Source organism: Clostridium transplantifaecale (assembly GCF_900626075.1).
Taxonomy (GTDB): domain Bacteria; phylum Bacillota; class Clostridia; order Lachnospirales; family Lachnospiraceae; genus Otoolea; species Otoolea transplantifaecalis.
The window spans coordinates 141,877-154,867 of record NZ_UYZY01000006.1 but is presented as its reverse complement, the minus strand read 5'-3'; the positions used below and the strand labels follow the sequence as shown (position 1 = coordinate 154,867).

Below are 12,991 nucleotides of genomic sequence, written 5' to 3'. Positions count from 1 at the left end.
CCCTGGATACCGTTATTCAAATCCACAGGCGAATACGGGGACAGTATCCTGCAGAGCCACTGTGCCGGGAGAATGGAATAACAAGAATGTAATAACAAAAATGAAATAACCAATAGCAAATACCAATAGACAGATGAAAAAACCACAGTGAAAAATACAGGTTTTAAGGAAAGAGAAGTTCCGTAAGCTCTTCCATAAAAAAATTCCGGCCAATCTGCTCGATACAGGAACGCGCAAGCAGTGGATTGTCTGTTATCACACCGTCGGCCCCGCAGTTAAGAATCTTGTTGATGTTTTCCTTTGAATTTGCCGTCCATGCATACACCTGCTTCCCAAGTAAGTGTGCCTGCACTACCATACTCGGAGATAAGGAAGTGGTTTCCACGCTGAAGGCATCCACATCTTTTAGATTATACTCTTCGGTGAGCAGCAGGACGGAGATAAGCACTGTTTGTATCCCGGGGGCCGATGATTTTACCTGGTTTAGAAGACCGGCATCCATAGAGGCAATTACACACTGGTCCTCCATATCATGCTTCTGTATCAGTGAAAGCGTTTCCCTCACCAAATTCTGTTCCCGGCCTGTTGGTTTCAGTTCGATCATCAGGTCAATGCGGCCGTTTGCCTCAGAAAGAACGTTTTCTAAGGTAGCGACCGGTTCTCCTGCAAAATCAGGGGAAAAGAAGGAACCGGCATCTAAGCGCTGCACCATCTCAATATCAGCATCCCATACGTTCAGGTCTACACCTGTTGTTCGTTTGAAATTAGCGTCGTGCATTAATATCAGTGTTCCGTCCTTTAATTGCCGGACATCAATTTCAGCCATTTCTGCTCCGTCTTTGACCGCCTGCAGCAGTGAAGCTATGGTATTTTCAGGGGCAACGACCGCGCTGCCGCGGTGGGCGACGACGCGGGTGGTGACAATTTCAGGGAAGATTATTCTGCCGCCCAGCTCAGACTCACTGAAAATAATCAGAAGGGAGAGCGTACCTAATGCTGCGCATACGCGCAGCGTTGTCCGGCACAACGTCATGGGCTGAGGCTTTTTATCCGGGCGGCGGTTTTTGCGGTATTGATGATAAAGCACTACAATACCGGCACAGAGAAAAGCTGAGATCAGGGCGCCGGCGGCAATGCTTTCGACTTCCTGAAAGGAGCGGAAGTGAAGCTGAAACTGGTATTCTGCAGTCTTCAGATTCGGATATGAGAGGCGGACGCCTCCGTAAATCAGAAAGATTCCGGCTCCTAAAGCTGCAGCACGCGCTAAAATGAACAGCAGAATATAACCGTAAAGTATCCCGGCAGTGCGCAGCTTCTTACCATGCAGCATTTTAAGGCTCTCTTTCCAGGAAGCGGCAAAGGACTTTTGGGTAAAAAGAAGATGAGGAACACCAAAAATGTATAGAAACAGGATAATGTGGCAGAAAACAACCACTGCTGTGAAAAATATCAAAAGCAGCGGAGCAGTTTTAATGTAATCCATAACAAATTCAGGAATCTTTACCATACGCAAATACCCGCTGAGGACAGCAAAAACGGAGAGAGCCATAAAAGGCAGCATTAGAAACACCGGCAGGCGGTTGAGACGAATCAGCCCCACAGACTTAACCACAGTTTCATGCCATAGTTCCCAGACTGAAATCTGTTCCCGCCTCCATCCTTTTTCTGCACAAATAAACAGAGCCGTGATTTCAAAGAAGATATAGAGCCCCGTCATGAGTGCTATGGCGATAAGAAGCAACAGGGCCGCAGGGTGATGAAAAACGGATGCGATATTTTCCTGGCCAAGATAAGCCTCTCCTGCAAGTCCCGGGAGCAGGGCAAGGAGATAGCGGTGCAGCGGGAACAGGAGAGTGGCAGCCGTTCCGCGATAAATCATCTCGAAACAGAATAATGTACTCCAGTTTTGAAAAACGACATTGAAGGCTCCGGTAAATACCTGCTCATTTTTGCTCATAATTAAAGTCTCCCTTTTCCCGAATCCGCTGTTTATGTGCCTCTCCAAGCGCTGCTTGGGCAGAACTATGGGTTGTTTTCCGGACGACAGCATTATTAATATGCGCAAAAAAGGCGCCCCTCAATCATCATACCGATAACTAAGTGGCACCTTCAATGGCAGCAGGAATTTCTTGCAGTGTAATTTTATCGTTTCATCCCATCACAGGCTGCTCCTGTCAATTGCTATTTTGTTAAATCCATCCGCCGTCCAGTCCGATAATCTGTCCGGTCAGATAAGATTCCTTATATCCGAGATGATAAGCCAAATCCGCTACCTCCTCCGCTTTTCCGAGCCGTCCGGCAGGTATTTCATCTATCAGATTCAGCAGGTCCTCCCTGTGCAGGAAATGATTCATTTCAGTGTCGATCGCGCCGCAGGCAATGGCATTGACCTGGATGTTGCTTGGGGCCAGTTCTTTAGCCAGCGCTTTTGTAAATGCATTGACTCCGCCCTTGGTTGCGGAATAAGCAACCTCGCAGGAAGCGCCGCTTACACCCCAGACAGAAGAAATGTTGACGATCTTACCCTGCTGTTTCTGAAGCATCATGGGAACGGCCAGTCGGCAGCAGTTGAATACGGAGGTCAGGTTGGTGCGGATGATACGGTCCCAGTCCTCCGGTTTCATGTCCTGGAGCAGACCAATATATGAAACGCCTGCATTATTAATAAGTACATCCAGTGTTCCAAACTGCTTTTTAATCTTTTGGAACAGTTCTTCGCAGGAGGCATAGTCCCCTGCATCCCCTACCCAGGTCAGGCATTCCACGTTGTAATCCTCGATTTCCATCTCCGTTTGAAGAAGCTGCTCACGTCGGTGGATGCAGGTAATGATCACATTGTAGCCCTTTTTGGCATATTTTATCGCGATGGCCTTTCCGATTCCCCGGGAAGCGCCGGTGACAAATACAGTTTTTCTTGGCATAAAATCAACTCCTTTGACAGAATACCCTGCGGGATATTCACTGTGAACGGCATCGGAAAGCAGTTATGGTTTATCCCATGCCCGGCAGCAAGTTTCCTTATTCAGGTTAAGATTATTTTATCACGTATTTGGAAAAAAGTCATCCCCAGGCAGGCTTTTGGAATGGCTTTGGAATGGCGGCACCTTGCACGTCTTCAGTCACGGCCATAAGCCGTCTTTGGCTAATTATTGCAAAAAATGTAAGAAGTTTCCATATAAAATATCTGTTCGGTGCTGGAAAGATGTGGTATACTTAAAAGTAAGCTTAAAAGCCATATTTAAAATGGCTGAAAACGGAAGATAATAGTTAGAAGAGAATACAGAAAAACCAGAGTCCCAGTGGGATATGCCTGGTCATTGGATAAAATTCAGAAAAAGCAAAAATCCGATATTATTTTAATGAAGGAAACAGTGAATCTACGGCGCTGTTCCGCGGGTTTTTGTGTAACAGACTAAAATATCAGGACGAATGGAGGACGGTCAGATGGACAAAATCCATGATTTGATCATTATCGGTTCAGGACCGGCAGGATTGAGCGCCGCCGTTTATGCGCAGAGAGCAGAGCTCGACACGGTGGTGATTGAGAGAAATATGATGAGCGGGGGACAGATCCTCAACACATATGAAGTAGATAATTATCCCGGCCTTCCGGGAATTTCCGGTTTTGATCTCGGAATGAAACTGAGAGAACATGCGGACAAGCTGGGAGCCGAATTTAAAGAGGATACCGTTATGGCCGCCGAGTTGGGCGGAGACGTGAAGAAGATCGTCTGCGAGAATGATACGTATCTTGCAAAGACAGTGATTATTGCCACGGGAGCCCACCACAGAAAACTGGGGGCGAAGGGTGAAGAAATCCTGACGGGAGCCGGGGTTTCCTACTGTGCAACATGCGACGGAGCATTCTTTAAGAATAAGGTAACGGCTGTTATCGGCGGAGGTGATGTGGCATTAGAAGATGCCATATTCCTGGCCAGGATGTGCAGTAAGGTATATCTGATCCACAGAAGGGATGAGCTGAGAGGCGCCAGGAGCCTGCAGAACAGACTGCTGTCCTTAGATAATGTGGAAGTGATCTGGGACACGGTAGTGGATGAGATAGAAGGAGAAGACAAAGTAGAGTCATTAATGCTCATAAATAAAAAGACCGGAGAGAAGAGCGGACTGAAGGTGGACGGCGTGTTTATAGCCGTGGGGATCGAGCCTGACAGTGAGCAGTATTCCGGACAGGTAGAGATGGACCAGCACGGATATATTGTAGCCGGCGAGGACGGAAAGACATCGGTGGACGGCGTGTATGCCGCCGGGGATGTGAGGACGAAAGCACTCAGACAGGTTATAACGGCAGCAGCTGACGGAGCGAACTGTATTACCAGCGCTCAGAGCTATCTTACCATGATTTAGGGGGAAGTTTCACATGAAAAAGGGTTTGAAGATACTGATGATGTCGTCCGCCTGCCTGCTTTTTGCAAGCGGGATGGCGTTTTCATCGGAAGCCGCAATGAATCTTGAGACGGATTCCCCGGTGGCGGGCGCGTCGGTAGCGATTAATAATTACTATGCAGGAAGCCTGAACCCGGAGGAGGAGCTGGCCCAGGCCTTCTCTTCGGATGAGAAACTGGCTCAGGCAGCCACATCGTCCCGTGACGGAGAAGTACCGGTCGTAAAAGCCACATCCAAGTCAGCATATGACAATGTGGCGATTTCCCGTGTCAGTAATTATGTCAATGTAAGGGCGGAGGCCAACACGGCAAGCGCCGTGGTGGGGAAAATCTATAACAACTGTGCCGCCACGATTCTTTCCACCGTGGATGGGGAAGGCGGAAAGTGGTACCAGATTCAGTCCGGCAGTGTAAAAGGATATATTAAGTCACAGTATTTTATAACAGGCTCGGAGGCGGAATCGATCGCCAGGCAGGTGGGAACCCAGAAGGCCCGCGTTGCCAGCACCGGCACGCTGAGGCTGCGCGAGAAGCCCGGCCTGGACAGCAGGACCCTCGATCTGCTGTCACCAGATGCGGAATACATAGTAATCGGGGAAGAGGGAGATTTTTATAAGATATCCGTTGATAACGACCTGGTTGGCTATGTGTTTAAAGATTATATCGATGTGAAGGTGGAATTTAACCAGGCAGTCTCCACACAGGAGGAACAGCAGAAGGCAGCCGAGGCCGCAAAGCTTAAGAAAGATGCGGAGGATGCGATAAAGAAGATGGAGGATGCCAAGAAGGATGCTGCCAAGCAGACAACGGAAGCAGCGAAGCAGACAACCAAGGCAGAGCCGGCGGCGAAAGCGCCTGAGACATCTTACAACGGAACGATAGAGGCGAATCCGGACAGCGCCCCGACTAAGGCGCCGGAAACAACCAAAGCGCCAACCAAAGCGCCTGAGACGACGAAGGCCGCAAGTAATAAAGGCCCCGGAGGCGGGGATTCAGGAGCCAAAGGCCCTGGCGGCGGATCGAGCGAGGTCACTTCCGCAACAAGGTCTGCTGTTGTAGCTTATGCGAAACAGTTCCTGGGCAATCCGTATGTTTACGGAGGAACCAGCCTGACAAACGGCGCGGACTGTTCCGGATTTACACAGGGAGTATACGCCCACTTTGGAATCACAACGGGAAGAAGCTCCAGGGATCAGGCGGCCAAAGGACGTGAGATTTCGGTTAGCAGCGTACAGCCGGGAGACTTGCTGTTCTATGCCAGCGGCAATTATATAAACCATGTTGCCATGTACATAGGCGGAGGCCAGGTAATCCACTCCAGCACCCCTACTACGGGTATTACGATTACATCGTCCAATTACCGTACGCCGTGTAAAGCGGTATCGTTCCTGGATTGATAACGGAAAATCCATAGAAGAGAAGATGTACATAGATATATTGGTTATCAGGCGGAAAGCGAATTTAGCTTTCCGCCGCTTTTGTTTTATGGAAAAGCGCGTACATTCCGCTGAAACTACTTGCCGCAACAATTTGCCATTTTTACCGCCGATCTAAAAAACCATGCAAAACAGTAGGTACTGTCCTGCATGGCTTGAAGTTTTAATTTCTGTTATTTATTTCATATCTGGTGAAATCAGTCGAGCCTGACTCCGCTTAACGGAGAAAATTCTTTCTGCCTGAAGTAGGTAGAAAGTAGAATTGAGGTGTTGGAGAGACCGTACTTGCGGATCTGCTCAAGGAGCACCTCCAATTCCTGCGCATTGCCTACGCGCATTTTAATCAGTACATTATTTAAGCCGACTATATGATGATGTTCAACGATAGAAGGATCATTTTCGCAGAATCTGCAGAATGGTTCGTATTCTTTCGGCGGGACGTTCACAAGCGCGTACGCTGAAATGTTGCTTCCCAAAAGAGTTTCGTTAATCTGCGCGTGAAATCCTTCAATAACCCCTGCATCTTTTAAACGGTTTATTCTTTCGGCTACAGCCGGAGCGGTCAGTCCTACCATCTGTCCGATTTCACGGGTTGAAGTTTTGCAGTTATCCTGGAGAATATTAATGATCTTGATATCTGTATTATCCATGCCTCTTCCCCTTTCTGTAAATAGTTCCCCTAAAGTCTCATTATACATGATAAAAATTGGTAAGTAAAGACTTTCTGTAAAGCGGTTGGGCAAAATTGAAATAAGAATTTTAGAGAATGAATAGTTTTGCAAACGGAAAGATATTTACACAACGGTGTAATATTGTTAAAATTATCGTACAATATTAAAAGAGGAGAGATGTCTCATGGAGCCGTTGAATTTACCTATTACGGGTATCTGTTCTTTTGGCAAATATCCGATTTGTACCGACCTTGATGAACTTGATGCGGATATAGCGGTATTGGGGGTACCTGTTGACTTTGCGGTAGGTTTTATGAGCGGCGCGAGGCTGGCCCCGAGAAGAATCAGGGAAGCATCCACCCAGTATGGCCGCGGGAAGACGGGATACTATGATTTTGAGAGCGGTAAGCAGAGACTTGCAGCGCCTTTAAAGATTGTAGACTGTGGGGACGTCGATGTACTACATAGCGATTTCAATTACACCTTCGCTAATGTAACGGAAAGTGTAAAGAAGATAATCAGAAAAGGAGCCGTTCCCGTTATTATGGGAGGCGACCACTCTATCTCCATTCCGGTAGGAAAAGCGCTTGAGGAGTTGGGTGAGGAAGTGTGCGTAATACAGTTTGACGCCCACCTCGACTGGACCGACCATGTCGGACCTCTGAAAACCGGCAACGGAAGCCCGATGAGGCGTATGTCGGAGATGGACCATATCGGGCCGATGGCACAGATTGGTTTAAGGGGTATGGGAAGCAGCAGAAAATCAGATTTTGACGATGCCAGGAAATACGGCAGTGTTCTCATCTCGGCACGCGAGGCCGAAGAGATTGGCGTAGAAGGCGTTCTGGCAAAGATACCAAAAGCAAAGAATTATTTTCTTACAATAGATATCGATGGATTTGATATGTCCATCGCACCGGGAGTTGCTTCACCGCTGCCCGGAGGACTTTTTTATAATCAGGAATGCGACATCATAGACGGTATCGCAAAGATGGGAAAAATCGTGGCAGCCGACCTCGTGGAGGTGGATCCGATGTTTGACCCGTCGGGAATTACATTGCGGCTCGCGTCATTGATGATGATGCATGTGTTCGCCAAGATAGAGGAACAAAAACAAACAGACAAGGGTTAAACAGGAGAGGGGTAAGGCTATGGCAGAATACCAGGCGGAATTGTTACACAAAGAAGATTATAAGACGACGGAGTGGAGCGGCGGAATGACAACCGAACTTTCCATTGCACCGGAAGGCAGTGTTTACGCAGACAGAGATTTCATGTGGAGGCTGAGTTCAGCCACCGTGGAACTGGAAGAGAGTGATTTCACATGCCTTCCCGATTATGACCGCATTATTATGACACTGAAGGGCGACATCAGTCTTTCACATAACAACGACAACTGGATTGACCTGCCGGAATTTACACCGCATGCCTTTGACGGCAAAGATGAGACCGTTAGCAAAGGCAAAGTCATTGATTTTAACCTGATGTTACGGAAAGGCCAGTGCGCCGGACATGTGGTTCCGCTGCGCATGGAAGAGGGAGAAGGCTGCGACCTGCGCAGTATCCTTACTTTTGAGATGCCGGAGTACGAAGCAGTTATGGTTTACTGCTATAAAGGAACACTTGCCATTACACTGGAGAACGGAAGTGAGTACCTTCTGAAAACCGGAGATACGATGAAACTGACCGGAAGCTTCGGCGGGGCCAGCTGGTCATGTTCCGCAAAGACGGCCGTAGCGGCCGTTGTGGCGGCCGTCCACTTCCAGTAAGAAAAGAGTTAAGATTATCTCAGGCTTATCCTGAATGACACAGAATAAGCTATAATAGATTCATTATAATATATATCACCATTATATATATCACTATCACTATTATTTATCACTATTAAAACAGAGGAGGATCATTATCATGGGAAACAAACTGATTGAATGCGTACCGAACTACAGCGAGGGCCGTGACCTGCAGAAGGTGGAGCAGATCGTTGACTGCTTCAGAGGTAAAAAAGGAGTTAAGCTCTTAGATTACCAGACAGACCCGAACCACAACAGATGTGTTGTAACTGTTATCGGTGAGCCGGATGAACTGCGCGATGCCGTAGTTGCTTCCTTTGGAAAAGCAGTTGAGTTAATTGATATGACCAAACACGAAGGACAGCATCCTAGAATGGGCGCAGTTGACGTAGTTCCATTCATTCCTTGCCGTAACACAACCGTAGAAGAAGCAGATGCAGTAGCAAAAGAAGTAGCTAAGACAGTTGCTGAGAAATATGGTATTCCGTGTTTCTTATATGAAGATTCCGCTTCAGCTCCTCACAGAGTGAACCTTGCAAAGATTCGTAAGGGACAGTTCGAGGGAATGGCTGAGAAGATGAAAGACAAAGAACTGTGGGCACCGGACTTCGGACCGGAAACAATCCATCCTACAGCAGGTGTTACAGCAGTTGGCGCAAGAATGCCGCTCGTAGCATTTAACGTAAACCTTGACACACCAAACCTTGAGATTGCAAACCAGATCGCAAAGAGAATCCGTCACATCGGCGGCGGCTACCGTTATGTAAAAGCTATCGGTATCATGCTGGATGACAGAAACCTTGCACAGGTTTCCATGAACCTGACAGATTACACAAAAACATCCGTTTACCGTGCATTCGAAGCAATCAAGATGGAAGCAAAACGCTACGGCGTTTCCGTATTAGAGAGCGAATTAGTAGGTCTTGTACCAATGCAGGCTCTGATTGACTGTGCTGAGTACTACTTACAGCTTGCAAGCTTCGGCCCGATGACATTCGATGCTGACAAACAGGTTATGGAGAACCGTTTACTGGAAGAGGAATAATCCGAATCCGGGACGCGGCCTGATAAGAACGATTTTGTAGTGACGCCGCCCCTGCTCTGAGCCGGGGCGGTACAACGAAAGTATGAATAAATGCGAGGAGATATACCACAATGGGAGATTTAAAAGATTTAACAGTTGAGGGTTTTGTAGACGTAACAGCATCTGACGCACCGGCGCCAGGCGGCGGCAGCGTATCCGCACTTGCAGGAGCACTTGCGGCAGCACTTGCAGAGATGGTTGCAAATCTGACAGTAGGAAAAGCAAAATATGCAGAAGTAGAAGGTGAGATGAAGGAACTGGCAGCAGCCGGAGCCGCTATCAGAAAAGAACTGGTAGAAGATATCCAGAAAGACAGCACATCTTTCAACCTTTACATGGATGCTATCGGAATGCCTAAGGACACAGACGAGGAAAAGGCAGCAAGAAGAGAAGCGATGCAGAACGGCTTAAAGGCAGCGGCACAGGTTCCGCTTTCCGTAGGAGAGACAGCATACAAGATTTTCCCAATCGCTGAGGCAGTAGTAAGCAGAGGAAATACAAATGCCGTAACAGACGGCCTTGTAGCAGCAATGATGGCACGTACAGCCGTAATCGGAGCATTATTCAATGTTAAGATTAACCTGGGTTCCATTAAAGATGAGGCATTCGTAGCTGAACTGGCTGCAAAGGTAAAGAGCCTTGAAGAGCAGGCAATCGCTTACGAGCAGAAGATTTTAAAGGCATCTGAGCTTTCCGATCAGTTATACTAAAATTTATATTGAACTTTATTAATCAAAACATAAAATAGAATCGATGGAGGGGAACATATCATGAAAACAGATATCGAAATCGCACAGGAGTCAACACCGTTAAACATCCGTGAGATCGCCAGCGCAGCAGGCATTGACGAGAAGTACTTAGAGCAGTACGGAAACTACAAAGCAAAAGTTGACTACAACCTGTTAAAAGACACAGACAAAGAAGACGGAAAACTGATTCTCGTTACCGCTATCACACCAACACCGGCCGGTGAAGGAAAGACAACGACAACCGTAGGCCTTGCAGACGGCTTAAAGAGAATTGGCAAGAACGTAACCGTAGCTCTGCGTGAGCCATCCCTGGGACCGGTATTCGGCGTTAAGGGCGGAGCAGCAGGCGGCGGATATGCCCAGGTCGTTCCGATGGAAGACATCAACCTGCACTTCACAGGCGATTTCCACGCAATCGGCGCAGCAAACAACCTGATTGCAGCAATGCTTGACAACCACATCTACCAGGGCAACGCACTTCGCATTGATCCGAAGAGAATCACATGGAAACGTGTTGTAGATATGAACGACCGTCAGTTAAGAAACATCGTTGACGGACTTGGAAGAAAAGTAGACGGCTTCACACGTGAAGACGGATATGAGATTACCGTAGCAAGTGAGATCATGGCAGTTCTCTGCCTGGCAAACGACATCACAGACTTAAAAGAGCGTCTTGCAAAGATGATCATTGCTTATACATACGATGATGAGCCTGTAACGGCAGGCGACTTAAAGGCAGCAGGCGCAGCGGCAGCCCTGTTAAAAGATGCCCTGAAACCAAACCTGGTTCAGACACTGGAGCATACACCTGCTTTTATCCACGGCGGACCATTCGCTAACATCGCTCATGGCTGTAACTCCGTTATCGCTACAAAGATGGCATTAAAGCTTGGCGATTACACGGTAACAGAGGGAGGTTTCGGCGCTGACCTTGGCGCAGAGAAATTCCTTGATATCAAGTGCCGTAAGGCTGGCCTCAAACCATCCGCAGTTGTAGTTGTAGCTACCGTACGTGCCCTGAAACATCACGGAGGAGTTGCTAAGACAGAGCTCAACAACGAGAACCTGGAAGCGCTTGAGAAAGGTCTTCCAAACCTGTTACAGCACGTAGAGAACATCACAAAAGTATTTGGTCTTCCTTGTGTTGTTGCTATCAACCGTTTCCCATTCGACTCCGAGGCAGAATTACAGCTTATCGCTGACAAGTGCAAGGAGCTGGGCGTTAACGTGGCACTTTCCGAAGTATGGGCAAAGGGCGGCGAAGGCGGCGAGGAGCTGGCAAAAGAAGTAGTACGTCTTTGCGAGACAGAGAACAACTTTGAGTTCTGCTACGACGAGAACCTCTCCATCGAAGAGAAATTAAATGCAATCGTAACAAAGATTTACAGAGGCGAAGGCGTAGAGCTGGTTGCATCTGCAAAGAAACAGGCAAAGAAACTGACAGAGCTTGGATTCGGCAACCTGCCAATCTGTATGGCTAAGACGCAGTTCAGCTTCTCCGACGACCAGAAACTGACAGGAGCACCACGTGGATTCAAGATTACGGTACGTAACCTGAAAGTATCCGCAGGCGCTGGATTCATCGTAGCCCTCACAGGCGACATCATGACTCTTCCGGGTCTTCCAAAAGTTCCGGCTGCAGAGAAGATTGATGTAGATGAGACAGGAAAGATTTCCGGTCTGTTCTAAAAACCGAATCAGTTCTTTAAGGACTGGAAGAACATTCAAAAGTACAGATACAGGCAGTGTATAGATTAGAGTGTAACGTGAATGATGCCGCAGAAATTCTTTTCTGCGGTGTCATTTCTTATAATTGAAGGCATTTAAAGCGCCATTAAGGTTTTCTATTGCCGAACAGGGGAGGAATATTATGAATCTTTTTACTGCTCCGGAAGTTGTAATGAATTTTGCAGCCGCCGGTAAGAAAAAATCGGAATTATCCATTTTCAAGATGCTGGTATTGGGGATACTGGCAGGTATGTTTATCGCATTAGGAGCCGCCGTCACCAATACGGCAGCCCATACAATTACGGACGTTTCGACAGCCCGTATCATCTGCGGCCTTCTGTTTCCGGCCGGACTGTCACTCGTTGTTCTGATGGGAGGAGAGCTGTTTACCGGGAACTGCCTTATCAGCATTTCCGTCCTGGCAAAAGAAACGACAGTGGCCAAGATGCTTAAAAACTGGCTGTTTGTTTATATAGGGAACTTCATCGGAAGCATTATCGTGGCATTTGGCTGCGCATACTTCGGACAGATGAATTACTCCGGCGGCGGACTCGCCGTATTTACGATGAAGCTGGCTGCCACCAAGGCCTCACTGCCGGCAGGCAATGCAGTCGTTCTGGCTTTCTTCTGCAATGTACTTGTCTGCTTTGCCGTATTATGCAGCCTTCAGGCCAAAGACGTATGCGGAAGAATTTTCGGAACCTTTCTTCCAATCGCTTCATTCGTTATCTGTGGATTTGAGCACTCGGTTGCCAATATGTACTACATCCCGGCCGGAATCTTCGCATCCCATGTTCCGGCTTACGCGGCAAAAGCAGCCGAAGCAGGCCTCGACCTGTCCATGCTGACCTGGGGGAATTTCATTGTGAAAAATTTAATTCCCGTCACGATCGGGAATATCCTGGGCGGTGTATTTGTCGGCGTGGCGATGTGGCTTGGGCATATCTATAATGGAAAAAAACAAGTTGAAAAATGAGAACGCCGCCGGAACGGTCGGGGGCGGGATGGTGAGAGGGAGGTTGTGAGTCTTCAGTCCCGGTTTGCAGGTTGTCGCGAGTGGGGAATCCGGGCAGGTTATGGCCCGGGACTGAAGACTCAACCACCTAGCCTCCGCCCCGTCCGCCATCTTA

General features: G+C 48.0%; 11 protein-coding genes. 8 read left to right on the top strand and 3 right to left on the bottom strand.

Going from position 1 to position 12,991, the window contains the following annotated elements:
* Positions 1-163: 163 nt before the first annotated feature.
* Complete coding sequence (locus EJL91_RS20310) at positions 164-1,957, bottom strand: glycerophosphodiester phosphodiesterase family protein (RefSeq protein ID WP_164516904.1); 1,794 nt, start codon at positions 1,955-1,957, stop codon at positions 164-166.
* A gap of 232 nt (positions 1,958-2,189) precedes the next feature.
* Entirely contained in the window at positions 2,190-2,921 is a 732-nt protein-coding gene (gene ymfI / locus EJL91_RS20305) for an elongation factor P 5-aminopentanone reductase (protein ID WP_125143786.1), read from the bottom strand.
* A 523-nt stretch (positions 2,922-3,444) separates the two neighbouring features.
* On the opposite strand from ymfI, the gene trxB reads away from it, so the two are divergent.
* The gene (gene trxB / locus EJL91_RS20300) at positions 3,445-4,365 is read left to right on the top strand and encodes a thioredoxin-disulfide reductase (RefSeq protein ID WP_125143785.1); all 921 of its coding nucleotides are present in this window, start codon (positions 3,445-3,447) and stop codon (positions 4,363-4,365) included.
* 13 nt (positions 4,366-4,378) lie between these two features.
* A complete protein-coding gene (locus EJL91_RS20295; protein WP_125143784.1) occupies positions 4,379-5,800 on the top strand; it encodes a C40 family peptidase in 1,422 nt (473 codons plus the stop codon).
* Positions 5,801-6,036: 236 nt separating this feature from the next.
* On the opposite strand, the gene EJL91_RS20290 is transcribed toward EJL91_RS20295, so the two are convergent.
* Positions 6,037-6,489, bottom strand: a complete 453-nt coding sequence (locus tag EJL91_RS20290; RefSeq protein WP_125143783.1) for an Lrp/AsnC family transcriptional regulator — start codon at positions 6,487-6,489, stop codon at positions 6,037-6,039.
* Between the two features lie 205 nt (positions 6,490-6,694).
* Between EJL91_RS20290 and EJL91_RS20285 the strand changes: the two genes are divergently transcribed.
* From EJL91_RS20285 to EJL91_RS20260, 6 genes are all read left to right on the top strand, one after another.
* Positions 6,695-7,642: an agmatinase gene (locus tag EJL91_RS20285; RefSeq protein ID WP_125143782.1), complete on the top strand. Its 948-nt coding sequence runs from the start codon at positions 6,695-6,697 to the stop codon at positions 7,640-7,642.
* Between the two features lie 19 nt (positions 7,643-7,661).
* Positions 7,662-8,279, top strand: coding sequence for a HutD family protein (locus EJL91_RS20280; RefSeq protein WP_125143781.1), 618 nt, complete (start codon positions 7,662-7,664; stop codon positions 8,277-8,279).
* Between the two features lie 139 nt (positions 8,280-8,418).
* Entirely contained in the window at positions 8,419-9,345 is a 927-nt protein-coding gene (ftcD, locus tag EJL91_RS20275) for a glutamate formimidoyltransferase (protein WP_125143780.1), read from the top strand.
* Between the two features lie 110 nt (positions 9,346-9,455).
* Positions 9,456-10,094 (top strand): cyclodeaminase/cyclohydrolase family protein, encoded by a 639-nt coding sequence (locus EJL91_RS20270; RefSeq protein WP_125143779.1) that lies wholly within the window; start codon positions 9,456-9,458, stop codon positions 10,092-10,094.
* 60 nt (positions 10,095-10,154) lie between these two features.
* A complete protein-coding gene (locus EJL91_RS20265; RefSeq protein WP_125143778.1) occupies positions 10,155-11,822 on the top strand; it encodes a formate--tetrahydrofolate ligase in 1,668 nt (555 codons plus the stop codon).
* Positions 11,823-12,003: 181 nt separating this feature from the next.
* Positions 12,004-12,837 carry a formate/nitrite transporter family protein gene (locus tag EJL91_RS20260; RefSeq protein ID WP_125143777.1) on the top strand — a complete coding sequence of 278 codons (834 nt, stop codon included), beginning with the start codon at positions 12,004-12,006 and terminating at the stop codon, positions 12,835-12,837.
* Positions 12,838-12,991 lie beyond the last annotated feature (154 nt).